We start from the raw sequence: 24,612 nt of genomic DNA on the forward strand, positions 1-24,612 counted from the left end.
AGAGCAACGGCAAGGCGTTAGGCTTTGGTAAACTGCTTTCATCAATACGAAGAATAGCCATCGGGCCGCGGCAGGGAATCAACATGACACAGCAAGAGCGTCACGAAGCCATCGTCGAGCTAGTCAAGCGTCAGGGCTACGCATCGATCGAACAGCTCGCGAGAGACTTCGATGTGACACCCCAGACGGTTCGCCGAGACCTCAATCAATTGGCAGAGGAAGGTGTCGTCAAGCGCGTTCACGGTGGCGTCGGGCTCGAGTCGAGTACCGTCAACACTGCCTATCACACACGCAAAACGTTGAATCTGGATGCCAAACGGCGTATCGCCGAGATGCTCGCGAGTCATATCCCCGACTCCTCATCCCTGTTCATCAACATCGGCACCAGTAATGAGTTCATCGCCGAAGCGCTATGCCATCACACCGGACTGGAGGTCATAACCAACAACCTAAACGTGGCCGCCATTCTCCAGCACAAGACAGACTTCAACGTCATCGTCGCCGGCGGTCAGGTCCGTTCCCGCGACGGCGGTATCATCGGCGAAGCCACCATCGACTTCATCAACCAATTCAAGGTGGACTACGGCATCATCGGCATCAGCGGTATCGATGGCGATGGTTCATTGCTGGAGTTCGATTATCAGGAAGTTCGCGTTGCCCAGGCGATCTTGCGCAATTCTCGAAAAGTCTTTTTGGCAGCTGACCATTCGAAGTTCCATCGCAATGCTGTGGTACGCCAAGGCAACCTCAGCCAGATCAACGCCTTTTTCACCGACCGCCAGCCACCGGACGCTTTGCGTCGGCTGATGCGAGAACATGATGTCTCGCTATACGTCGCGGATCCCTCGATGCCTGCCGACATCGAAGCCGTTACCGCCAAAGTCGGCTGATGCTGTCGAACTCTTCTACGGAGCCGGCCCAGCGCCGGCTTTTTTGTGATTAGTCATGCCTCTTCGCATTCGGTCCTCCCCAATTGGTCTACATCGGCACCCCGTCGCTATTGATGTTCGGAAGTGATTAATCTATTTTCGAAACCGAACATATCTATTTCATCACCTTCCCGGGGGACATCATGGCGTCAGCGACAGAGAATCACGTCTACGATCTCATCGTTGTCGGTGGCGGCATCAATGGCACCGGAATTGCCAACGATGCCGCTGGCCGAGGCCTTTCCGTGCTGTTGTGCGAACAGGCTGATCTGGCCAGCGCAACCTCTTCAGCCAGCAGCAAGCTGATCCATGGGGGACTGCGCTATCTCGAACACCGGGAGTTCCGTCTCGTTCGTGAGGCGCTAAAGGAGCGCGAGGTGATGTTGCGAAAGGCACCGCACATCGTCTGGCCGCTGCGCTTCATCCTCCCGCATCAACCCCACCTGCGACCCGGCTGGATGATTCGTACCGGACTATTCCTCTACGACCATCTAAGCCATCGTGACAGTTTGGCCAATGCCAAGAGTCTTCGGTTTGGCGCAGAAAGCCCGCTGGTCCCATCAATCAAGAAAGGGTTCGAATACTCGGACTGCTGGGTAGATGATGCCCGGCTGGTGGTGCTGAACGCCCTGCAGGCACAGGAACAAGGAGCGGACATCCGGGTACGCACACGCTGCACCCAGGCTCGGGAAGAGAATGGTCGGTGGCTGATCAATCTGGAGAATCGGGATACCGGCGAACGTCAGGAGTGCCGTGCCAAGATTCTGGTCAACGCTGCCGGACCATGGGTGGAGTCTTTCGTCAAAGATAACGCCAAACGTGACTCACGCTACGGCATCCGAATGATTCAGGGCAGTCATCTGATCGTGCCGCGCCTCAATCAAGATGATCGCGCCTATATTCTGCAGAATCAGGACGGACGTATCGTATTCGTGCTGCCTTATCAGCAGCGTTTTAGCCTGATTGGTACCACCGACCGTCGCTATCAGGGCGATCCTTCGCAGGTCAGCGTCAACGAAGAAGAGATCGACTATCTGCTCGACGTGCTCAACGCGCATTTCGTCAAGCAGCTCAGTCGTGAGGACGTGATCTCGACCTACGCAGGCGTTCGTCCGCTGTGCGATGACGAGTCGGAAAATCCGTCGGCCATGACCCGCGACTACACTCTGGATCTCGACAAGAATGGTGCGCCGATGCTGTCGATTTTTGGTGGCAAGATCACCACCTATCGAAAGCTTGCCGAAGCGGCTCTGCATAAGCTGGAACCGCTTTTACCTCACATGGGCCAGCCCTGGACGGCCGAGGCACGTCTTCCTGGAGGAGACATCGACTCGCGCGAGGCTTTTATCATGCAGCTGTTGCGCGACTATCCGTTTCTCGGTCGAGAGCGAGCCGAACGCTTCGCTTCCAGCTACGGCACGCTTTGCCTGAGTTTTCTGAGCGGCAAGAAGAGCCAGGAAGCTCTCGGACAAAATTTTGGCGGGGGCCTCACCCGCGTCGAAGTCGACTATCTGATCGAACATGAGTGGGCACGGACCAGCGAGGACATTTTGTGGCGGCGCAGCAAGCTGGGGCTACGTTTGTCCCGTGAGGACCAACAGGCACTGAAGTGCTACCTCGATCAGCTCCCTGCCATCGTTACGCCGACTCCACTATCTCGAGTCTCCTGATGTCCAAAGTCTCCCAAATACAGCCGTAACACGAAAAGTAGAGGATCGCCGAGCGCTGGCGTCGACGTAGGGCGAACTCGTTTCTGCTACTCTTGGTTCGGCAAGGTGCCCTATCCCGATACAAGGAATGACCCGTTGCTGCAGCTCCTGTTTACCTGTCTTGGTTGCCTCGTCTTACTGATCACTCTCGCGCCCTACCTGAGGATCCGACACTGGACTATTCGCAGCTTCGATTTTCCGCTTTTGCAGATCGCGATCGTTGCTACCGTTCTGGCTCTGGCTCAACTCGCATTCGAACCCAGCACCTGGTGGCACTGGTCCGGCATGGCCGCCAGTGTGATTGCGGCCGGCATTCAGTGGACGCGGATCTATCCCTGGACGCCCTTGGCTCGATGCACGGTCGTCAAAGCCCAGTCGAGCGAGCCGGATCGCGAGCTCAAACTGCTCGTTTCCAACGTGCTGACGCCAAATCGGCAAGCCGACAAGCTGATCGCCCATGTCAAACGGCACCAGCCCGATATGCTGCTGACGCTGGAGTCCGATCAATGGTGGGGCGATCAGCTGGATGCCGCCATTGGCGAGATGATGCCGGAAGCCGTCCGTATTCCACTGGATAACCTGTATGGCATGCACTTGTACTCTCGCGTTCCGCTAGAGGATGTCGAGGTCAAGTGGCTGATTCAGGATGACATCCCCTCGATTCATACCTGGGTAAGACTGGCCAGCGGCCAGCGCGTCCGTTTCCACGCACTGCACCCACGTCCACCTTCGCCATCGGAGAGCGACGAATCGCTATGGCGGGACGCCGAACTGATGTTGGTCGGCGAAGCTATCGCCAAGAAAAAACTGCCAACCATCGTGGCCGGGGACCTCAATGACGTGGCGTGGTCGCCGACGACCAAACTGTTCTGCAAGATCAGTGGCATGCTCGATCTGCGACGTGGCCGCGGGCAGTACAGCACCTTTCACGCCAAGTACCCGATGCTGCGCTGGCCTCTCGACCATGTCTTCGTCACAGAGCATTTCACGTTGGTGCATATGCAGCGGCTGTCTGAGGTGGGATCCGATCATTTTCCGATTCTGGTCACGCTTTCTCATGACCCCTCTCGCTCCGGTGAAAATGAACCCGAAAGCGCCGATACCGAGGAACGGGAAGATGCCGAGGAGACCATCGAAGAAGCGCAGGAGCGTCAAGGCGAGGCGCCGGTGTAGAAACTCGTTCGACCCGAGACGCCTCTAATCAAAACGCCACCCGACCGGGTGGCGTTTTTTTTCGGGTCGCGGAGCGACAAAACCATCCGGCAGAAAAGCCTGGCTTTACTCCGGGATACCGCCTTGGGTCAGCTTGGTCGGATCAAGCAACCGCTCAAGTTCCTGGCGGGAAAGGTCGGTCTCTTCTTCGGCCACCTCGATAATCGGTCTTCCCCCCTGATAGGCCTTCTTGGCCACTGCCGCGGCGGCGTTATAGCCAATCACCGAGTTGAGTGCCGTCACCAGAATCGGATTCCTGGACAGCGGCGCCTCGATGTTGTCACGGCGAACCTTGAAAGTGGCAATGGCTCGATCCGCCAGCAGCCGACTGACGTTAGTGAGCAGGGTGATGGAGTCCAGCACATTGTGAGCGATCATCGGGAGCATAACGTTGAGCTGAAAGTTCCCGCTCTGTCCGCCCACGGTAACCGCCGCATCGTTGCCGATCACTTGAGCGGCGACCTGAGCAGCCGACTCGGGAATGACCGGATTCACCTTGCCCGGCATGATCGAACTTCCCGGCTGCAACGCCTCGAGCTCGATCTCGCCCAGCCCAGCCAGAGGCCCGGAGTTCATCCAGCGCAAGTCGTTGGCGATCTTCATCACGGCAACGGCATAGGTCTTGAGATGGCCCGAAAGCTCCACCGCCGCGTCCTGGGAGGCCAAGCTGGCGAAGAAACTGTCGTTGGGGCGAAATTCGAGATGCGTGTCGTTGGCCAGACCCTGGGCGACTTTCACCGCGAAATCGGGATGCGCATTGACGCCCGTCCCCACCGCAGTGCCCCCCAAGGCCAAGCGAGTCATTCGTTTCAAGCCATCCTCGAAGCGCTCGGCCGCCTGACCGATCTGGCTGGACCAGCCGCCCAGTTCCTGACTAAGCCGGACCGGCATCGCATCCATCAAGTGGGTACGCCCCGTCTTGACCACGTCATCGACGGCAGCCGCCTTGTCGTCGATGGTCGAACGCAGATGCTCGAGAGCCGGCAACAGGCGCTCGTTGACCTCGATCGCCGCCGCCAGATGAATGGCGGTGGGGATCACATCGTTGCTCGACTGGCCCATGTTGACGTGATCGTTAGGCCCCACCTCGAGTCCGTCACCACTCGCGAGGTGCGAGATCACCTCGTTGACGTTCATGTTGGTCGAGGTACCTGATCCCGTCTGAAAGACATCGATCGGAAATTGCCCCGAATGCTTGCCCGCGATGATCTCGTCGGCCGCCGCGACGATAGCCCTGGCGCGGTCTTCATCGAGCAGGCCCAATTCCAGATTGACCTCGGCGGCCACTCGCTTGATGCGCGCCACGGCAGCGATGAAAGCGGGCGGCAACGGCCGGCCGCTGATGGGAAAATTATTGACGGCACGCTGCGTTTGAGCACCGTAGAGCGCGCTTTCTGGGACGTCCAGCTCGCCCATGCTGTCGCGCTCGACTCGTGTCTGAGACATGACCTTCTCCTATCGATGACGGGTGAAATGCGAAAGAGGTAGCCAAAACGTCGGCTACCTCTTCGAGACTCCTTCAAGACTAGCAGCCGACCCGTAACCTGCCTGATTCGAGACTCAATCGAAATCGATGATCTGGCGAATCGCTTCCCCGTTGGCCAGCCGATCGAAGCCGAGATTGATCTCGTCCAATTTCAAACGATGGGTCAGCAAGCGGTCCACCGGCAGGCGACCGGATTGATAAAGCGCAATGTACTCGGGCACATCGAGCGACGGCACGTGACCGCCAAGATAGGAGCCCTTGAGGGTGCGCTCCTCGGCCACCATTCGCGTCGGGCTCACGGCGAATCTAACGTCGGGATGAGGCAGCCCGGAGGTCACGGTCGTGCCGCCTCGCCCTGTCGACTCGTAGGCAAATTCCAGCGCGCTGGCGACCCCCGCGAACTCGGCTGCAATGTCCACACCGCCGCCGCTGATATCGCGAACCTGCTCGACGGCATTCGGGTCGCCACTGTTGACGATGTGCGTGGCACCCATTGCCTTGGCAGTTTCCAGTTTGTCCGGTGCGATATCCGCCGCGATGACCTGGCGCGCACCGCCGCCGACGGCGCCCATCACGGCCGCCAGACCGACGCCCCCGAGTCCGACGACCAGCACCGACTGGCCCAGCCTTAGCCCCGCAGTGTGCACGAGCGCACCGACGCCCGTCAGCACGGCACATCCGAACAGCGCCGCGATATGAAACGGTAATTCGGGATCGATCTTGGTCAGGGAGCGGCGCGAGGCCACAGCGTACTCGGCGAACCCGGAAACGCCGATGTGGTGATAGATCTTCTCTCCGCCCTTATGCAGGCGCATCCCGCCACCCAGCAGATGACCCGCGACGTTGGCCGCCGCACCGGGACGACACAGCGCCGCACGGCCCGACAGACAGGAGATACAGCCACCGCAACTGGGTGCGAACGAGAACACCACATGATCGCCAGGGGCAAGATCGGTAACCCCCTCGCCGACTTCCGCCACCTCGCCAGCGGCTTCGTGCCCCAGCACCATGGGCAAGGGGCGAGGACGATCCCCGTTGATCGTCGACAGATCCGAATGACATAGGCCGGCGGCGCGCATCTTGACCAGTACCTCGCCCGGACCCGGCCCATCCAGTTCGACCTCCTCGATCGACATCGGCAGCGATTCCCGATACGGGCGAGACTTCTTCATTTCATGAATCACGGCAGCACGAATTTTCACGAACACCTCCTGATTGCAAAACGCTTGGGCGAGCCCCGACTTCCCGGCAACGATCAGCCTAAGCGCAAACGCCGCTACGGGTACTGCGACTTTGGTCTTTAAAACTCGAAGCCCCATGAAAAGACATGATTATCACGATCCTCTAGGATGAATCGTCTGACGTCCTGCTCACGAAGGAGACAATCATCATGTGGCAGCGCCACCAGTTTTCGCTCAAAGTACGGTCACGCGGATTTCATCTTGTCACTGATGACATCCTTACAGCACTTCCAGATCTATATCGCATCCAGACCGGTCTCTTGCATCTACAGCTGATGCACACCTCGGCCTCGCTGACCCTGAACGAGAACGCCGACCCGGACGTCCGGCATGACATGGAGCTGTTCGCCAGCAAACTGGCGCCCGAAAATCTGTCCGGTATGCGGCACACGCTCGAAGGCCCCGACGACATGCCAGCTCACGTGTTAGCCAGCCTGTTCGGCACCGAGCTGACCGTTGCCATCGACAACGGCCGCCTTCTCACCGGCACCTGGCAAGGCATCTGGCTGGGGGAACATCGCCAAAACGGCGGTGCCCGAAAGATCACCGCCACATTGATGGGCGAATGACGAACGTCTCTGGCTGACGTCGTCTCGCTGTCACCTCAGTGAGAGTGGCGCGGTACCTCGGCGCCCCGGCATCCACGCAGGAAGTCGAAGTCGCACCCCTCATCGGCCTGCAACACGCGCTCGATATAAAGCTGTCGATAGCCACCGGTGCTGGCAATCTGGTTCGATGCCGCCATCGGATCGACCTCGGCCAGACGCCGGGCGATCTCGGCATCATCGACTTCCAGATCGAGCGAACCGCTGCCGCAGTCGAGCGAGATCCAGTCGCCATTGTGAACCGCGGCCAAAGGACCGCCGGCTGCCGCTTCCGGCGCCACGTGCAATACCACCGTGCCATAGGCGGTGCCACTCATGCGGGCATCCGAGATCCGCACCATGTCGGTGATCCCCTGCTCGAGGATTTTCGGCGGCAGACCCATGTTGCCGACTTCGGCCATACCGTGATAGCCACGGGGTCCGCAGTGTTTCAATACCAGAATATCGTTGGCTTCGACCTCGAGTTCGGGATCGTTGATCCGCGCCTTGTAGTCGTCGAAATTCTCGAATACCACGGCCCGGCCACGATGTTTCATCAGCTCGGGGCTAGCGGCTGATGGCTTGAGAACCGCACCATTGGGCGCCAGGTTGCCCCGCAGGATGCAGATGCCACCATCTTCGCGCAGCGGGTTATCCAGCGGTCGAATCACCTCGTCATTGTAGTGCGGCGCGTTCTGCACGTTTTCCCATATCGTTCTGCCGTTGGCGGTCAACGCATCCTTGTGCGGCAAACGATCGGCCTCACCCAGCCGACGCAGCACGGCCGGCAGACCGCCGGCATAATAGAACTCTTCCATCAAGAAGCGCCCGGAAGGCTGCAGATCGACGATGGTCGGCGTGCCCCGGCCAACGCGAGTCCAGTCATCCAGTGGCAGGTCGACACCGATACGCCCGGCGATCGCCTTCAGGTGGATGACCGCGTTGGTCGAGCCGCCGATAGCGGCGTTGGTGCGAATCGCATTTTCGAACGCTTCGCGAGTCAGAATTTTCGACAGTTTGAGATCTTCATCGACCATCTCGACGATTCGGTTGCCGGAGAGGTGCGCGAGGACATAGCGACGGGAATCCACCGCCGGAATCGCCGCGTTGTGCGGCAGGGAAACCCCCAGCGACTCCGCCATGCAAGCCATGGTCGATGCCGTACCCATGGTGTTACAAGTGCCGGCAGAGCGCGACATGCCAGCCTCGGCAGCCATGAAGTCATGGATCGATATCTTGCCGGCCTTGACCTCTTCGGAGAGCTTCCACACCACGGTACCCGAGCCGATATCCTTGCCCTCGTGCTTTCCATTGAGCATCGGTCCACCGGTCACCACGAGCGTGGGAATATCACAGCTCGCAGCCCCCATCAGCAGCGCCGGCGTGGTCTTGTCACAGCCGACCAGCAGCACCACGGCATCCATCGGATTACCGCGGATGGCTTCCTCGACATCCATGCTGGCGAGATTGCGGGTAAACATCGCCGTCGGACGTAGATTGGACTCACCGTTAGAGAACACCGGGAATTCCACCGGATAGCCACCGGCCTCGAGCACGCCCTTCTTGACGTGTTCGGCGAGCTTGCGGAAGTGCGCGTTGCAAGGCGTCAACTCCGACCAGGTATTGCAGATACCAATGATCGGCTTGCCCTGGAACTCGTGATCCGGAATGCCCTGGTTCTTCATCCAGCTGCGATACATGAAACCGTTCTTGTCTGCGGTACCGAACCACTGGGCGGAACGCAGCTGGCGTTTTTTCTGGGGCTCAGATTCTTGAGGCCCGGCTTTTTGGGGCTCAGGTTTTTGCGACTTGTCCGATGAATCACTCATCTCTCTCTCCTCGGGCCACCGTCAGTACGGTGGCAATCACGGCAGTCATAAAAGGTGTCGATAAAGGGAGCTATCAACAATCACAGCAGGGAAAACACCAGCCACGCCAGGCCAAACGCCATCAGCGAAATACCAATGGAGATCACGGTCCATGTCTTTAACATGGTCTTGGTATCGACACCGAGAAACCGCCCGACCAGCCAGAAACCGGAGTCGTTGACGTGGGAATAGCCGATGGCACCGGCAACGATCGCCACGGTGATACATGCCGCCGGTAATCCGGCAAGCGTTGGATCTCCCAGTACCACCGGCGCCATGATCCCGGCCGCCGTGGTTCCGGCGACCGTGGCCGAACCCTGGGCCACCCGGATCACCGACGCGATCACGTACCCGGCCAGGATGACCGGCAGCCCGAACGCCTGCAGGCTGTCCGCCAGCGCATCGCCGATACCGCTGGCCGTCAGCACACCGCCGAACATGCCGCCAGCACCGGTGATCAAAATGATGCTGCAGACGGGCGACAATGCCTGTTCGACGATCTCGTTGATGGAATCCATCGCCCCGCGCTCACCGCGGCGAATGACGAGAAGCCACATGGCGATGCAAGTGCTGATCAACAATGCGATCGGCGTCTCCCCGATCACCATCAACGCCGCCACCAGCGGGTTGTCACCATCGATCACACCGCTCTGGCCCAGCGTCGATAGACCTGTATTGAGAAAGATCAACACCAGCGGTAACAGCAACACCAGCAGAACAGTGCCAAACGCCGGGCGTTTCTCGGGCGGTACTTCTTCGCTATCTCCCCCCATCAAGTTCGGCACCGGCTGGAACGGTGACCGACCTGCCAGCATCAGTGACAGCCGGTAACCCATCACATACCAAGTCGGTAGCCCCACCAGTAACGCCACGAACAGCACTTGGCCGATATCGGCGTGCAGAAATACCGCAGCCGCGACGGGGCCAGGGTGCGGCGGCATCAAGGCATGCATGACCAGAAACGCGCCTGCAGCCGGCAGACCGTAGAGCAGCAACGACGCCTTGAGTTCGCGGGCCACCGAGTAGATCACCGGCAGCATGACCACGAAGGCTGCATCCAGAAAAATCGGGAAACCGAACAGCAGACAAGCGATCGACAGTCCCAATGGCGCTCGCTTGCTGCCGAAGAAGTGAATCAATGTATCGGCCAATACACGCGCCCCGCCCGAGACAGCAACCAGGCGCCCCAACACCGCCCCGAAGCCGATCAACAGAGCCACATTGCCTAGCGTCTTGCCGAATCCGCCCAATAATGTCGGCAGTAGATCGGCAACCGAGATCCCGGTCGCCAGTGCCGTACCGATACTGACGATCACCAGGGCAAAAAAGGGATGCAGCCGCACCCGAATGATCAAAACCAATAGAATCGCGATAGCCGCGGCAGCAATACCCATCAGTCCCAACGTCGAGAGACCGGTTGCCGCTTGTGTAGTGTCTTGCATGGCGTCCTCCTAACGGCCGCCACGGCTTCAGCTGGGCGTGCTCGCCGTGGGCTACAGGCACATTAGCGCCACCAATCAATAACCATGAAATGCCAATAGACGATGTATTTGATATCAACATGATTATCAAAAGAGCCGCGCCGAGCGCGAGAACACGTGTTCGTCATACAAGGCGTTTTTTCAGACTCGACCAAAGTTGCAGGTTTTTGTTAGGCGGCCCTGTCAGCCACCGGCCCGACGGGTCTGTTTCCAACGATCGAACATGACCGCGAGCAGCAGAATCGCCCCGCGCACCAGGTATTGGTAGAAAGTGGGGACGTTGAGCAGCCCCATCGCGTTCTGTACACAACCCATGATCAGCACACCGACCAACACGCCGGTAATCGATGCCACACCACCGGAGAGTGATACGCCACCCAGTACGCAGGCCGAAATCACCGCCAGCTCGAGCCCTTGAGACGTGTTGGGATCACCAAGGCCCATGCGCGAGGTAAGCAATACCCCGGCAATTCCTGCCACCAGGCCCTGGAGGGCGAACACCATGATCTTCAGCCGACGGACGTTGACGCCGGCAAGGCTGGCCGCCTCCGAATTGCCCCCGGTCGCCAGCGTATTACGGCCGAACGCCGTCATGTTGAGGACGACGCCGAATATCAGAAAGCAGACGATCATCGTCCACACCGGCAACGTCAAACCGAGAAACGAGGCACTGCCGAGATCGAAGAAGCCCGGCACGGTAATCATCACCGCATCGCCGCCGGAGGTAATGTAGGCCAGGCCGCGCACGAACTCCATCGCGGCCAATGTCGCAATCAGCGAGTTGATACCGAACCGAGCCACCACGAAGCCATTGAAGGCGCCCACCGCGGCGCCAGCGGCAATGCCTACCAGCAAGCCGATCGTGACGCTACCGCTGGTCGAAGTGACCATTGCAGCGACTACCCCAGAGAACGCGACGATCGACGCTACCGACAGATCGACCTCCCCCAACGCCAGCACCATCATCATGGTGGTGGCAATCGTGCCGATCAGCGTCACCGATAGCAGCAGACCAACGATATTACGTTCGGTCAGAAACGATGGCACCAGCACGGAAAGACCGATGAACAGTAGAATGAAAACGGCAATCAACCCGGAGGTATCGAGCAGCGTCCGCAGCGGCTTGGGAAGCCTCCGGCGTTCTTCGGCCGGCACTGCCGTGGGCGTGGCAACTTTGTCATTCATGATTCCGAATCCTCTCGCGATCCATGGCTCTTGTGGCAGTCGATACCGGACTTGATGCCGGACTTAATGTCGGAGTGAAGGTCAGGCCGGCAAGGCCAATCCCAGCAATCGCTCGGGCGTCGCGGCCTCCCGGGATACGATGTCGATAAGCTCACCGTCTCGCATCACGCCGATTCGATCACAGATGGAACTGACCTCCGCCAAATCACTGGAGATGATCAAGACGCCTTTACCTTGCTCGGCTAAATCGTAGAGCAGCGAATAGATGTCGCGGCGCGCGCCGACATCGATGCCCCGTGTGGGCTCGTCCATCACGAACAGATCGATCTCCTCAGCCAGCCAACGTGCCAGAATCACCTTCTGCTGATTGCCTCCCGACAGGTTGGCGATCGGCGTCTTCGGCCCTGGCGTTCGAATCCGCAACTGACGGATATAATCCTCGGCATTCTGAGTTTCCCGTCGCGGGTTGCGGAACCCGCCCCAGCGCTTGAAGAAACGGCGGCAGCTGATATTGAGGTTGTCCGAGACACTGGCCACCGGAAAGATGCCTTGTGACTTGCGATCTTCCGGGCACATCGCGATGCCGGCACGAATCGCCGCCTGGGGAGAGCCGAACCGACGCGGCGTGCTGTCGAAGGTGACCTGGCCGGCGGTGGCTCGCTCAACGCCGCAGACCAGGCGCATCAGCTCGCTGCGTCCGGCGCCGACCAGGCCGAAAAGCCCCAGCACTTCGCCGCGACGTATCTCGAAGCTGATCGGTGCCTTGACGCCTCGCCCCTCGATCCCCTCGAGTCGCATCAGCATCTCGCCCTGCTGGCGTGACCGATAGCCGTAGACGTCCTCGATCTCCCGCCCCACCATCTCGCTGACGAGAATATCGTGGTCGATCCCCTCCAGAGTGTCGTGGGTGCGAATGTGGCGGCCGTCGCGAAACACGGTTACCGCATCGCACATCTCGAACACTTCCTCCATGCGATGGGTCACATAAAGCACCACCCGTCCCTCTCCGCGGAGCCGCGAGACGATCCGTTTGAGATGCCGGACCTCCTGAACCGAGAGCGAACTGGTGGGTTCGTCGAAGGCAATGATCCGGGCATCCCGCAGCAGCGCCCGCCCGATTTCGATCATCTGCTGCTGCCCGATCGACAGGTCCCGGACCTTGGTCGAAGGATGAATATCTCCCTCACCCAGCTCTTCCAGAATCGTCATTGCACGCTCGCGCAGCCTGCGCCGATCGAGGAAGCCATATTTGACCGGCAACTGTCCCAGCAGCAGATTTTCGGCCACCGAGAGATTGGGCGACAGCGTCAGCTCCTGATAGATGATCGCCACGCCCTGGCGCAGCGCCTCCCGGGAATTGGCGAAAACGATCGGTTCGTCCCCGATCCATAGCCGACCGCTGGTGACTCGGTTGACGCCGCTCAACACCTTCAACAGCGTCGACTTGCCAGCCCCGTTCTCGCCCATCAATGCATGGACCTCGCCCCCTCGCGCCGAGAAGCTGACGCCATCCAGCGCGCGAACCCCGGGGAACTCGACGGTAATCCCGTCGATACGTAGATAAGGTTCCGTCATCCCGTTCTCCTCAACACCTCACAGAACCGCTATCACGCCTGGCCGAACTCAAAGCCCCAGGTCTTCGCGAACCTGCTTCCAGTTGTCGCGCGTCATCAGCGTGCCCGTGGTCTGGGTATTGGCAGGCGGCTGCTTGTCTTCCGTTATCCAGGTGTAGAGATTGTCGGCGCTCTGACGGCCATGCATGGTCGAACTGACCGCAATCGTGCCGTAGAATCCGGTCGCCTTCTCGCGCGAGAACTCGGCAAACGCTGCCCCAGAGCCGTTGATACCCACGCCGATGACCTGATCCGGTGACAGTCCATACTGCTCGCTGGCACGAACGCCTCCCAACACGCTCTCTTCATTGAGCGCATAGATGACCCAGTGTTCAAAATCACCATTTTTGGACAACACCGGCGATGCCGCCGCGAACGCGCTGCTGGTGTCGGTATTCTGCTGTGGAGCGTCGAAGATATTGTCCTTGACGAAGCCGGCATCCAACAGGGCAGCGGTGGCACCGTCCGTGCGCTCCTTGGCAGTCGGGAGCTCGTTATTGCTGATACGCAACGCCGCCACGCTCTGCGGATCCCAACCTCGAGCCTTCATCTCCTTGGCGATCGTTTCACCGACCTGTTGACCGATCTTGTAACCCGACATGCCCAGGTGCGGCACGGAATCCATCGGCTTGCCGTCCGCGCCAAGGAACTGGTCATCGACGGTAACGACCTTCATCCCATACTGCTTGGCACGATTGGCGATCGCCGGCCCCAGACGAACGTCTGGCGGGCAAATGACGAATCCCTGAGCGCCCTGGGAGTTCAGGTTGTCGATGGCACTGAGCACCTGCTGACCGTCTTCGCCCGACAAACGCACGACCTCGAAACCTTTCTGCTTTCCGAGTGCGCTTGCAGCGTCCTGCTCATTGATGAACCACGCCTGCTCCGGTTTCTTGACGATGAAGCCGATCTTGACGTCGTCCTGGGCGTAAAGCGGCGCGACGCCCAGGCCCAAGCTCGACACGCTGAGTACGAGTAATGATGATTTTAGAAAGCGGATCACTGGCGGCCTCCAGCCCCGACGGGGCATTGGGTTGTTATTAGGTAGCTCATTTCACGTCACGGCTGAAATGACAGTAAGCAGTTGGTCAATAACCGGCTAATACCGACCCTTGCAGAAAGTGATATATCATTTGCTATCAGCAAATCAAAAAGATAACCGGGAGGCGGACACCCAGCCCTTGAGGCGCCTCCCCGCCCCGACTAAAGTCGTTTTACGACTTTGGTTAAAACAGACGTTTCATAGTCGCCAAGGCCGCCATTACGGCGGCCCTGGGAAACCTCTAAATGGAGCTTGGCTACTGCTTCACTACGAAGAGGTCTGAGAGTAACGGGACTGGGTCGAGAGGGAATGGGGCGCTGTCTGCGTCGTCGAGAAGCGATAGACGGTGCGGGAATGATATGTCTCGTCCGGCGTCAATATCGTTGACGGAAAGTTGGGCTGATTGGGGGAGTCGGGGAAATGCTGCGTTTCCAATGCCAGACCGGAGCGATGCGTATAAGCACGGCCACTCTTGCCCATCAAGCTGCCATCGAGGAAGTTGCCCGAGTAGAACTGCAACCCCGGTTCGGTGGTCGCAACCTCGAGAACCCTGCCGCTTTGCGGTTCTTCCACTCTTGCTGCCAGCGCCAGCTGGCCGGTCGCGCCGGGGTTCTTGCTTAGCACGAAGTTATGATCGTATCCCTTGCCATAGGCCAATTGGGTATTCTTCTGCCCCATCCGCGCACCGATGGCAGTTGGCTGGCGGAAATCGAACGGCGTACCACTGACGTCGGCAATCTCGCCAGTCGGGATCAATGTTTGACCGACCGGAGTGAACCCGCTCGCGTTGATCGTCAACTCATGGCTCAGAATGGTGCCATGGCCTTCGCCCTGAAGATTGAAATAGCTGTGCTGAGTCAGATTGACCGGCGTCGCGCGGGACGTTTTCGCGCGATAGTCGATGGAAAGCTCATTATCGTTGGTCAGCGTGTAGCTGACCCGCGTAGAGAGTCGTCCGGGGAAACCTTCTTCGCCGTCTTCGCTGGTGTAAGTCAAGACCAGACCGCGGCCCTCACTCGACGAGAACGGCTCGGCATGCCACAGCCGCTGATTGAACCCCTTGTCGCCTCCATGCAGGGTATTGGGCCCATCGTTGGTGGGCAGACGATAGGTCTCACCATCGAGGCTGAAACGGCCACCGGCAATACGATTGCCGTAACGGCCGATCAAGGCACCAAAGTAGGGGTTGGCCTGGCGATAGGCATTGGAGAGATAATCGTCGAGCGAATCGAAACCCAGCACGATGTCATCCAATTGACCCTGCCGGTCGGGCGTCTTCAACGACACGATGATGCCGCCATAGTTGATGACTCGCATTTCGAGACCATTGTCGTTGGTGATGCGATAGCAATCGACCTCGCGTCCGTCCGGCAGCTGACCAAAGGCGGATCGCTCGATGCCCGGTGGCAGGACACTGGAGGCCTGAGAGTTCATTGGCATCGTCTGCGCCTGCGCTTGTAAAAAGGCCTGACCGATCATCAATCCGAACAGCCCGACGCCGAGACAGCGAGGTAGAGAAAAGACATGGCGTGTCATCGCAAGCTCCTGTTTTTCGTTTAGCTCAATGTTTTTGGTTATCATTTCCACTTATCCCGACGTCAGAGCCGATTAATCGCCGCCAATGACGCTCGTTTAAACCGTAGACCGCCGCCCCCGATCTGACTATGCGGGAACTGCACGACATGCCTCATAAAAACGTCGAATATTCGATAGAGATAACGCCATGAGATCCCAACCCACCGACCTTCTGGCACCGGACTGGTTCCTTCGCGTCAGGCTCAAGTTGCGCCATCTTCAGTTGTTCGTTGCCCTGGATGACTGCCGCAATCTTCATCGGGCGGCGTCCAAACTGGGCATGAGTCAGCCGGCAGCGTCCAAGCTGCTAGGAGACCTCGAGCACCTGCTCGGAGTCTCGCTATTCGACCGCCACTCTCGTGGCGTGACGCCCAACTGGTATGGGGAAAGCCTGATTCGACACGCTCGCGGCATGCTGACCTCGCTGGCACAGGCCAGCGAGGAGATCAATGCGCTCAACGAAGGTAATGCGGGAACGGTATCAATCGGTACGGTACTGGCACCCGCCGTGACACTGTTGGCCAGTGCCGTGGAACGCGTGCACCGCGAGAGCCCTCACCTGGAAGTCAATATCGATGTCGACGTCAGCCGCAATCTGGTACCGAGACTGCGCGACGGCGAGTTCGATTTTGCCATTGCCCGAATTCCCGGCGGAATGCCGGCCGGCGATTTCGTGTTCGAGGAAATCGGGGAGGAGGCGCTCTGCTTCATATGCCGCGCGGGCCATCCACTCGCGGCGCTGGAAACGTTCGATCTGACCTCGATGCTGGACTATCCATGGGTACTACAGCCCTCGGGCGCGCTGATGCGCCAACGCGTAGAGCACCTGTTTCTGCATCACAAGGTGGCGCCGCCACAGCGCATCATCAATACGCCGGACATATACATGGCGCTGGCCATGGTCGACAAGTCGGATTCGGTAACAGTCACGACGCGGGAGGTGGCCGAACTACTCTGCACGCAGCCCCGCTTCGTGATTCTGCCATCGACGGACGCGCTCAGTGTGCAACCGTTTGGCCTGATCAGCCTGCGCGAGCGGCGCATGTCGCCAGGCGCCGCCAAATTGATGGGCATCCTGCATCAGATGATTCGTGAGCGCCGAGCGCTCGATTCGACGATCAAGGAAGCCGCATCATCCACCTACAAGGATATAACTCTCTAGACTCGTGGGACGCTAAACTTGCCGGTCCCTGAACTGGCCAAGCCCCGGACCTGCCAGATCCCAACAGCGAAGACAGCTCGCGCGCCTACCACTCCAGCGCCTGCTTGACGAACGGGATGGTCAACCTGCGTTTGGCCGACAACGACGCGCTGTCGAGCCGGGCAAGAATGTCGAACAGCGGATCCAACTGGCGCGGTCCACGATGCAGAATGTAGCGTCCCACTTCCAGCGGCAGCTCCATACCGCGGACTTGTGCCCGCAGCTGAAGCGCGGCCAGCCGCTGCGTATCGTCCAGCGGTTGAGCGTGGAATACCATGCCCCAATTCAGGCGAGATGCCAGATCCGGCAGCTTGACCTCTAGCTGCCGCGGAGAACGGTCAGCGGCGATCACCAATCGCCTGCCGGCGTCACGCAGCCGATTGAAACCGTGAAACAGTGCTTCCTCCCAACGTTTGCGACCGACGACGAGTTGCAGATCGTCGATCGCCAGCAGGTCCAGTCGTTCCGGCTCCTCGAGAATATCCGGCGGAAAATGCCCCAGCGTTTCCAGTGGTAGATAAAGCGCGCGCTTGCCTTGCGCATCCGCGTTGTGACAAGCCGCCTGTAGCAGATGACTACAGCCCACGCCCTCACCACCCCAGAGATAGAGAAACGGCTCGCCCCCCTCCTCCAGTTGCCCGGTCAGGTGCGACACGAGCGACGCGTTGTTACCCGGCAGATAGTTGGCGAAGGTGGCGTCATCGCGCAGCCCGATGCCAAGTGGCAGTTGAGACGGCCCCGGACTCATGCTGATCCATCCTCTTGACTCTGGTTCCCGGAAAGCTCGCCGCTTCGCGAGCGGTCGTAGAGCTGGCTGCCCCGGTAGCGATTGTAGACGTAGCGCAGCAGCACCATGATCACGGCCGCCACCGGCAATGCCAACAGAATACCGGTGAACCCGAATAGCTGCCCACCGGCGAGTACCGCGAAAATGACCGCCACCGGATGCAGACCGATTTTGTCGCCCAGCAGGAGGGGTTGGAGTACCGTGCTCTCGGCGATCTGACCGATGCCGAACACGACCAGCACCCCGATCAGCGGTAGCCAGGTATCGAACTGAAAAAATGCCACTACCGCAGCCGTCACGACGCCGACGATCACCCCGAGATACGGCACGATGCTGGCAAGCCCGGCCATCACACCGATCAATAAGCCGAAATGCAGCCCGATCACGCTCAAACCGACCGCGTAGATCACTCCGAGACTCAGCATCACCAGCAACTGCCCACGCAAGAACGCCGATAGGACCTCGTCACACTCCGTCGTCAACGAGGTGACACGCGGTTCGATATGCCGCGGCAGCATGTCGCGGAGATAACCTTTGATTCGGTCCCAGTCGAGCAGCAGATAGAAAGTCACCACCGGAATCAGCGCGAGATTACCCACCCACACCGCAAAAGCGAGCCCCGAGCGGGACGCCTTAGCCAGGAATGCCCCCGCGTAGGACCCGGTTTCGCGCCAGTTGGCCATCAACGCGTTACGCAGTTGATCGAAATCTGCGGTGAAGTCGATCCCCGTCAACGATTGAAGCTCCGGCAGGATCGTGACCTGCATCCAGTTGAACATGCTCGGCAGCGCCTCGATCAGTTGCACGATCTGTCGTCCCAGTATCGGCATCAGGATCAGAATACCCCCGACGATGACGATCCCCAGCAGCAGAAACACGACACTGACCGCGAGGCGACGCGACAGGCCGCGCGCCTCTAGCCAGTCGGTTACCGGATCACCGAGATAGGCAAGAATCATGCTGACGAAGAACGGCATCAGAATGGGCTCCAGCAGAATCATCAGCCAGACCGCCAATGCCACACCCAGCACGCTCCAGATTTGCAATTTTGTCATGGCGTTCTCGTTGGCCTTCGGCTGCCCCCTTCAATGAAGGCAATGCTACAATGCGCCCCGCTGAACATCATCCCTAATCATTGGCTCCGCGAGAAAGGTCCTGTCATGACGCGCTCTTCTTCCGATACCCCGAACGCGCCCCGTTCGCCAAGCCCCCGCTCCCTCACCTATCGTGACGCGGGTGTCGACATCGACGCCGGCAATGCGCTGGTCGAGAGAATCAAGGGTGTCGCCAAGCGTACCGCGCGACCGGAAGTCATGGGCGGGCTCGGCGGTTTCGGGGCACTGTGCGAGCTTCCCAGCGGCTATCGTCAGCCGGTGCTGGTATCCGGCACCGATGGCGTCGGCACCAAGCTGCGGCTGGCGATGGACCTGGGGCGTCACGACACCATCGGCATCGATCTGGTCGCGATGTGCGTCAACGACCTGATCGTTGCGGGTGCCGAGCCGCTGCAGTTTCTCGACTACTACGCCACCGGCAAACTGGATGTCGATATCGCCGCAGACGTGGTGACCGGCATCGGCGAGGGCTGCAGTCAGGCCGGCTGCGCACTGGTCGGCGGCGAGACCGCCGAGATGCCCGGCATGTACGAAGGAAGCGACTACGACCTGGCGGGCTTTTGCGTTGGCGTGGTCGAGAAATCGGAAATTCTCGACGGCAGCAAGGTCGCTGAAGGCGACGTGCTGCTGGGCCTGGCCTCGTCCGGCCCGCACTCCAACGGCTACTCGTTGATTCGCAAGATTCTCGAGGTTGGTGGCGGTAAACTCGACGAGACCCTAGGCGGCAAGCCGTTGTCCGACCTGCTGATGTCGCCAACGCGCATTTACGTCAAGCCGCTGTTGTCGCTGATCAAGTCCAGCCCCGTCGATGTCCATGCGCTCTCCCACATTACCGGCGGCGGGCTGCTCGAAAACGTACCCCGCGTCCTGCCCGACAATCTGGCGGCGCGCATCGACGTCACCAGCTGGCAGCGCCCCGCCGTGTTCGATTGGCTGCAGCAGCAAGGCAACGTCGATGAGCGCGAGATGTACCGCGTGCTCAACTGCGGCATCGGCATGGTGGTGGTGATCGCTGCCAACCAGGCCGATCAGGCGATTGCACACCTCGAAACCGCCGGCGAGACCGTCTATCGCCTGGGCGATATCGTTACGCGTCAAGGCGATGAAGAATCCGTCCAGCTGGAGAATCTCCCGGCATGAGCGATGACTATCCTTCACAGCAGCACGATACGCTGAACGACTTCGAGGCCGCGACGGCCGAAAAGCCACGGGTGGTGGTGCTGATATCCGGTAACGGCAGCAACCTGCAGGCGCTGCTCGACGCGCAGGAACACGAGGAGTTGGGCGGCGGAGAGATCGTGGCCGTGGTTTCCAACAAGGCCGATGCCTACGGGCTCAAGCGAGCCAAGGACGCCGGAGTCGATGCGGTCGCGTTGCCGCATCGTGAGTACGATTCACGGGAGGCCTTCGATGCTGCACTGATCAGAGTCATCGACCGCCACGAACCCGACCTGCTGGTGCTCGCCGGTTTCATGCGCATCCTGACGCCGGCCTTCGTCGACCATTACCGAGGTCGCATGCTCAACGTCCACCCGTCGCTGCTTCCCGCCTACCAGGGCCTGGACACGCATCGACGTGCCCTGGCCGACAACGTCTCGGAACATGGCGTCAGCGTTCACTTCGTCACCGAAGAACTCGACGGCGGACCGGTGGTCATTCAGGCGGTGGTCAACGTCGAGCCAAATCAGGATATCGATGAATTGATCGACAAGGTCCATGCTCGCGAGCATCTGATTTATCCGATCGCCGTGCGCTGGTTCCTCGAAGGCCGCGTCAAATTGTCACCCGATGGCCAGGTGACGCTGGACAACATGCCACTGCCTGCAACGGGTCTACGCATGTCCCATGCCGACGCCGCTGAAGAGCTGGACGAAGACCTCGACGATTGACCTAAAGATCGTCGAGCCAGCGACCCGTACGGCCCTGCCAAGGGCCGTCGATGTCGATCCGGCGCTAGTCCTCCGCTTGCCCTGACCGTAATCTTTGCCAGACTGAAATCACGCAATCGCCTACCCATCGTCGGGCGAATGATTTCGGTCGGCAACTGTTCACTAAGCAAGGAGGACAAGCGATATGGATTATCGTCCGCTAGGCAATTCAGGACTGATGGTATCGACGCTGACTCTAGGCACGGTGCCCTTCGGAGGAGCCAACGGCTTCGAAAAAGCCGCCAGTGTCGACGTCAAAGGTGCTAAGAAGCTGCTTGACATCGCTTACGAAGCCGGCGTCAACCTGGTTGATACCGCCGATCTCTACTCCCTCGGCCTGGCCGAGGAGATCACCGGCAAGGCGCTGGGCAATAAACGCAACGACATCCTTCTTGCCACCAAGGGCCGAAGCCCGCTGGGTGACGACCCCAACGCTACCGGCGCCTCGCGTTATCATCTGATTCGTGCCGTCGAAGCCAGTCTCAAGCGCCTGGGCACCGATCATATAGATCTTTACCAGTTGCATAACTGGGATGGCGTCACCCCTATCGAGGAAACGTTGGAATCCATGCATCACCTGGTGACCAGCGGCAAGGTGCGCTATTGGGGCACGTCAAATTACACCGGCTGGCAGATGATGAAGACGCTCGGCAAGGCCGAGACGCACAACATGATCAAGCCGATCAGTCAGCAGATTTACTACACGCCAGAATCTCGCGAGGCGGAGTACGAACTGATGCCGCTGGCGATCGATCAGAATGTTGGCTCGCTGATCTGGGGGCCGCTAGGCGAAGGTTTCCTCACGGGCAAGGTGCGCCGGGGCCAGAAGACCCCGCCGAACACCCGTCAAGGCAACGGCTGGCCGGAACCCTACGTGCACGATATGCAACGTGCCTACGACATCATCGAGGCACTGGCCGCCATTGGCGAGGCCCACGACTGTTCCATTCCGCGCGTATGCCTGGCCTGGTTGAAGGATCGGCCTGGGGTCACCTCGCTGATCGTCGGAGCCCGCACCGAGGAGCACCTGCACGACAATCTGGCTGCCGCCGACCTGGAACTGAGCGAAGAGGAACACCAGCGCCTCGAGAAACTGACCCGGCCAGCACCGCTCTATCCCTACTGGCATCGCGTCGTGTCCGGCATGGACCGCCTCGACCCGGCGGAAAAGCCGTTTCTGGATGGCTTCGGCGAGACCATCAGGAACCGTAACGATGACCGCTCGGCCTCATGATAATCAACTAACTACCGAAGGACGTAAGCGAGGCAGGCAAGACAAGGAAAAAACGGCCGAAAAAGCGCAGTTTACGAGCTTGTAAATGAGCATTTTAAGGCCGTTTTTGACGCAGTATTGTCACGCAGGTAGTTCTTTCAGGTGCGCGGTAGCGTTACGCCGCGCTGGCCCATGTACTTGCCACCGCGGTCCTTGTAGGAGACGTCACAGACCTCGTCGGACTCAAGAAACAGCATCTGCGCGACGCCTTCGTTGGCGTAGATACGCGCCGGCAGATTGGTCGTGTTGGAAAACTCCAGTGTCACGTGGCCTTCCCATTCCGGCTCCAGCGGCGTCACGTTGACGATGATACCGCAGCGCGCGTAGGTCGACTTGCCCAGACAGATCGTCAGTACGCTGCGCGGAATGCGGAAATATTCCACCGTTCGCGCCAGGGCAAACGAGTTGGGCGGGATCACGCAGGCATCGCCCTTGATATCGACGAAGCTTTTCTCGTCGAACGCCTTGGGATCGACAATCGCCGAATGGATATTGGTGAACACCTTGAACTCATCGGCACAGCGCACGTCGTATCCGTAGCTGGATGTACCGTAGGAGATCACACGCTGATTGTTCACGTGGCGGACCTGATCGGCCTCGAACGGCTCGATCATGCCCTCGTTCTCCGCCATCCGGCGAATCCACTTGTCGGATTTAATGCTCATGCAGGCGTCCTTGAGACAGAAACTGCCGTCATCGTGACGTCACGAATCGGCCGATTTAACTGAAGTAACTGATTGGGGCGACATGATAGCGGCCCGATTTCATTAAAGAAAAGAAAAAAGAAACGACGCCCCCGGAAAGGAACCACTGCCCAGGATACGGCGAGTGAGCCTTACCCGTGCCAGTTCCGACCGACCTATCGTACGAGAGCGATCGCCGGCGAGGTCAGTCGCTGAATGAAATCGAAGGGCCCGCGGCATCCTGCTCGGCAACACCACTGGCGACGTTCCGCGCCATGGCCCGAAACGTCGCGGCAACCTCACCTTCCGGCTCGGCGATGACGCTAGGCTTGCCGCCGTCGGCCTGTTCACGTATCGACAGCTGCAAGGGCAGCTGGCCCAACAGTTGCGTATCGTATTGCTCGGCGATGCGCTCACCGCCTCCAGCGCCGAAGATCGGCTCGCTATGGCCGCAGTTCGAGCAGATGTGCAGGCTCATGTTCTCAACTACACCGAGCACCGGCACGTTGACCTTGCGAAACATCTCGATGCCCTTGCGTGCATCCAGCAATGCGATGTCCTGTGGCGTCGTGACGATCACCGCACCGTCGACCGGCACTTTCTGCGCCAGCGTCAGCTGAATATCACCGGTGCCCGGCGGCATATCGATGAACAGGAAATCGAGATCGTCCCACAGCGTCTGGTTGAGTAACTGCTGGAAAGCGCCGGAGACCATCGGCCCACGCCACACCATTGGCTGATTGATATCGACCATGAACGCCATCGACATCGCCTGAATGCCGTGCGCCATTACCGGCTTCATGCTTTTCTCGTCGATCACTTCGGGCCGTGTGTTCTCCGCCAGGCCCAGCATTCGCGCCTGACTCGGACCGTAGATATCGGCGTCGAGAAGGCCCACGCGGTAACCTTCCGCCGCCATCGCCAGCGCCAGGTTGGCGGTGACGGTGGACTTGCCTACGCCACCCTTGCCGGATGCGACAGCGACGATATGTTTGATGCCCTCGATCACGAATCACTCCTTGCGACGTTCAAAACCTGACTAGCCGTCAGTATAACGAGCCATGCCGCCAATACCCTAGCAAGGCAGTCGGAAATGAAAAACACCCGCGGCACTCAGAGACGCTTGAGCTCATCCTGCGCGACCAGTTTGGTCCGGATGAAGTCGCTATGAGTCACATATAGCAGATCGGCCAGACGGCGAATGCGGTGCTCCTCGAGCGCCGCGAGCTCGTGATCGGCGTAGGCCAGCCGCCACATGGCAGCGATCAGCTCGACTCGCTGATCGTAGTCGTAACGTTCATTGAGCAGCGAAACATACTGGAAGTGATCCACCGCCTGCTCGACCTGCTGCTGCGCCTCTTGAATCAACTCCTCCGCGGCCGCCTCGTCCAGCGAGAAATGAGACATCAGAATTCGCCGCAGCGTGGCCAGTTCCTGAGGGTCCACCTCGTAATCGGCGCGCAGCACCTCACTGAACAACGCCGCCACCGCCAGCTGTGGCGTGACGGCGTCGGGGTCATTCGATTCCGGCACGGCCAGAACACGTTGGAAAAATTGTTGAACGGTATCGAGCATTGGATAAGTCCCCCTGCGATAAACGGCAATAGAACGGGTTACGTTTCGACACCGAATGCCCTAAAGGTTCACCAGAACGGAAAACCCGCAACCGAGGTTGCGGGTTCGATGAGCGACCAGTCTCT

Annotated in this window: 21 protein-coding genes; 8 read left to right on the top strand and 13 right to left on the bottom strand. The window is 59.5% G+C overall.

The features are described 5' to 3' along the window. The first annotated feature begins 83 nt into the window (after positions 1-83). The 3 genes from DOM27_RS12550 (at position 84) to DOM27_RS12560 (ending at position 3,811) form a co-directional block, all read left to right on the top strand. A complete protein-coding gene (locus tag DOM27_RS12550) occupies positions 84-890 on the top strand; it encodes a DeoR/GlpR family transcriptional regulator (RefSeq protein ID WP_110656290.1) in 807 nt (268 codons plus the stop codon). Positions 891-1,072: 182 nt separating this feature from the next. Beyond that, the gene (gene glpD / locus DOM27_RS12555; RefSeq protein ID WP_110656291.1) at positions 1,073-2,599 is read left to right on the top strand and encodes a glycerol-3-phosphate dehydrogenase; all 1,527 of its coding nucleotides are present in this window, start codon (positions 1,073-1,075) and stop codon (positions 2,597-2,599) included. A gap of 135 nt (positions 2,600-2,734) precedes the next feature. After that, positions 2,735-3,811 carry an endonuclease/exonuclease/phosphatase family protein gene (locus DOM27_RS12560; protein ID WP_110656292.1) on the top strand — a complete coding sequence of 359 codons (1,077 nt, stop codon included), beginning with the start codon at positions 2,735-2,737 and terminating at the stop codon, positions 3,809-3,811. 105 nt (positions 3,812-3,916) lie between these two features. Here DOM27_RS12560 and DOM27_RS12565 read toward each other — a convergent pair whose 3' ends face one another. Together DOM27_RS12565 and DOM27_RS12570 are read right to left on the bottom strand one after the other, a co-directional pair. Beyond that, positions 3,917-5,296 (bottom strand): class II fumarate hydratase, encoded by a 1,380-nt coding sequence (locus DOM27_RS12565; RefSeq protein WP_110656293.1) that lies wholly within the window; start codon positions 5,294-5,296, stop codon positions 3,917-3,919. Between the two features lie 114 nt (positions 5,297-5,410). Next, entirely contained in the window at positions 5,411-6,538 is a 1,128-nt protein-coding gene (locus DOM27_RS12570; protein ID WP_110656294.1) for a zinc-dependent alcohol dehydrogenase family protein, read from the bottom strand. Positions 6,539-6,726: 188 nt separating this feature from the next. Here DOM27_RS12570 and DOM27_RS12575 point away from each other — a divergent pair, with 188 nt between their 5' ends. Then, entirely contained in the window at positions 6,727-7,146 is a 420-nt protein-coding gene (locus tag DOM27_RS12575) for a secondary thiamine-phosphate synthase enzyme YjbQ (RefSeq protein ID WP_110656295.1), read from the top strand. 35 nt (positions 7,147-7,181) lie between these two features. Here DOM27_RS12575 and DOM27_RS12580 read toward each other — a convergent pair whose 3' ends face one another. The 6 genes from DOM27_RS12580 to DOM27_RS12605 form a co-directional block, all read right to left on the bottom strand. Next, the gene (locus DOM27_RS12580) at positions 7,182-8,990 is read right to left on the bottom strand and encodes an IlvD/Edd family dehydratase (RefSeq protein ID WP_110656296.1); all 1,809 of its coding nucleotides are present in this window, start codon (positions 8,988-8,990) and stop codon (positions 7,182-7,184) included. 80 nt (positions 8,991-9,070) lie between these two features. Further along, on the bottom strand, positions 9,071-10,471 hold the full coding sequence (locus DOM27_RS12585; RefSeq protein WP_110656297.1) for a GntP family permease: 1,401 nt from the start codon (positions 10,469-10,471) through the stop codon (positions 9,071-9,073). A 222-nt stretch (positions 10,472-10,693) separates the two neighbouring features. Continuing rightward, entirely contained in the window at positions 10,694-11,695 is a 1,002-nt protein-coding gene (araH, locus tag DOM27_RS12590) for an L-arabinose ABC transporter permease AraH (RefSeq protein WP_110656298.1), read from the bottom strand. A gap of 81 nt (positions 11,696-11,776) precedes the next feature. Beyond that, entirely contained in the window at positions 11,777-13,270 is a 1,494-nt protein-coding gene (gene araG, locus DOM27_RS12595) for an L-arabinose ABC transporter ATP-binding protein AraG (RefSeq protein ID WP_110656299.1), read from the bottom strand. 48 nt (positions 13,271-13,318) lie between these two features. Beyond that, entirely contained in the window at positions 13,319-14,338 is a 1,020-nt protein-coding gene (locus DOM27_RS12600; RefSeq protein WP_110656300.1) for an arabinose ABC transporter substrate-binding protein, read from the bottom strand. A 279-nt stretch (positions 14,339-14,617) separates the two neighbouring features. Then, positions 14,618-15,886 carry an aldose epimerase family protein gene (locus DOM27_RS12605; RefSeq protein ID WP_245392699.1) on the bottom strand — a complete coding sequence of 423 codons (1,269 nt, stop codon included), beginning with the start codon at positions 15,884-15,886 and terminating at the stop codon, positions 14,618-14,620. Between the two features lie 187 nt (positions 15,887-16,073). On the opposite strand from DOM27_RS12605, the gene DOM27_RS12610 reads away from it, so the two are divergent. Next, positions 16,074-17,087 (top strand): LysR substrate-binding domain-containing protein, encoded by a 1,014-nt coding sequence (locus DOM27_RS12610; protein WP_110656301.1) that lies wholly within the window; start codon positions 16,074-16,076, stop codon positions 17,085-17,087. Positions 17,088-17,172: 85 nt separating this feature from the next. Here DOM27_RS12610 and hda read toward each other — a convergent pair whose 3' ends face one another. Next, entirely contained in the window at positions 17,173-17,874 is a 702-nt protein-coding gene (hda, locus tag DOM27_RS12615; protein WP_110656302.1) for a DnaA regulatory inactivator Hda, read from the bottom strand. Beyond that, a complete protein-coding gene (locus tag DOM27_RS12620) occupies positions 17,871-18,968 on the bottom strand; it encodes an AI-2E family transporter (RefSeq protein ID WP_110656303.1) in 1,098 nt (365 codons plus the stop codon). The genes hda and DOM27_RS12620 overlap by 4 nt, the downstream gene beginning before the upstream one ends. 105 nt (positions 18,969-19,073) lie before the next feature. Here DOM27_RS12620 and purM point away from each other — a divergent pair, with 105 nt between their 5' ends. From purM to DOM27_RS12635, 3 genes are all read left to right on the top strand, one after another. Further along, positions 19,074-20,168: a phosphoribosylformylglycinamidine cyclo-ligase gene (purM, locus tag DOM27_RS12625; RefSeq protein ID WP_110656304.1), complete on the top strand. Its 1,095-nt coding sequence runs from the start codon at positions 19,074-19,076 to the stop codon at positions 20,166-20,168. After that, the gene (gene purN / locus DOM27_RS12630; RefSeq protein WP_110656305.1) at positions 20,165-20,917 is read left to right on the top strand and encodes a phosphoribosylglycinamide formyltransferase; all 753 of its coding nucleotides are present in this window, start codon (positions 20,165-20,167) and stop codon (positions 20,915-20,917) included. The genes purM and purN overlap by 4 nt, the downstream gene beginning before the upstream one ends. A gap of 184 nt (positions 20,918-21,101) precedes the next feature. After that, positions 21,102-22,190: an aldo/keto reductase gene (locus tag DOM27_RS12635; RefSeq protein ID WP_110656306.1), complete on the top strand. Its 1,089-nt coding sequence runs from the start codon at positions 21,102-21,104 to the stop codon at positions 22,188-22,190. A gap of 137 nt (positions 22,191-22,327) precedes the next feature. Here DOM27_RS12635 and dcd read toward each other — a convergent pair whose 3' ends face one another. The 3 genes from dcd to DOM27_RS12650 form a co-directional block, all read right to left on the bottom strand. Next, positions 22,328-22,894: a dCTP deaminase gene (gene dcd / locus DOM27_RS12640; RefSeq protein ID WP_110656307.1), complete on the bottom strand. Its 567-nt coding sequence runs from the start codon at positions 22,892-22,894 to the stop codon at positions 22,328-22,330. 223 nt (positions 22,895-23,117) lie between these two features. Beyond that, on the bottom strand, positions 23,118-23,918 hold the full coding sequence (apbC, locus tag DOM27_RS12645; RefSeq protein WP_188113725.1) for an iron-sulfur cluster carrier protein ApbC: 801 nt from the start codon (positions 23,916-23,918) through the stop codon (positions 23,118-23,120). A 107-nt stretch (positions 23,919-24,025) separates the two neighbouring features. After that, positions 24,026-24,487, bottom strand: coding sequence for a tellurite resistance TerB family protein (locus tag DOM27_RS12650; RefSeq protein WP_110656309.1), 462 nt, complete (start codon positions 24,485-24,487; stop codon positions 24,026-24,028). Positions 24,488-24,612 lie beyond the last annotated feature (125 nt).

The sequence above is a fragment of the Salinicola halimionae genome (assembly GCF_003206065.1).
GTDB lineage: Bacteria > Pseudomonadota > Gammaproteobacteria > Pseudomonadales > Halomonadaceae > Salinicola > Salinicola halimionae.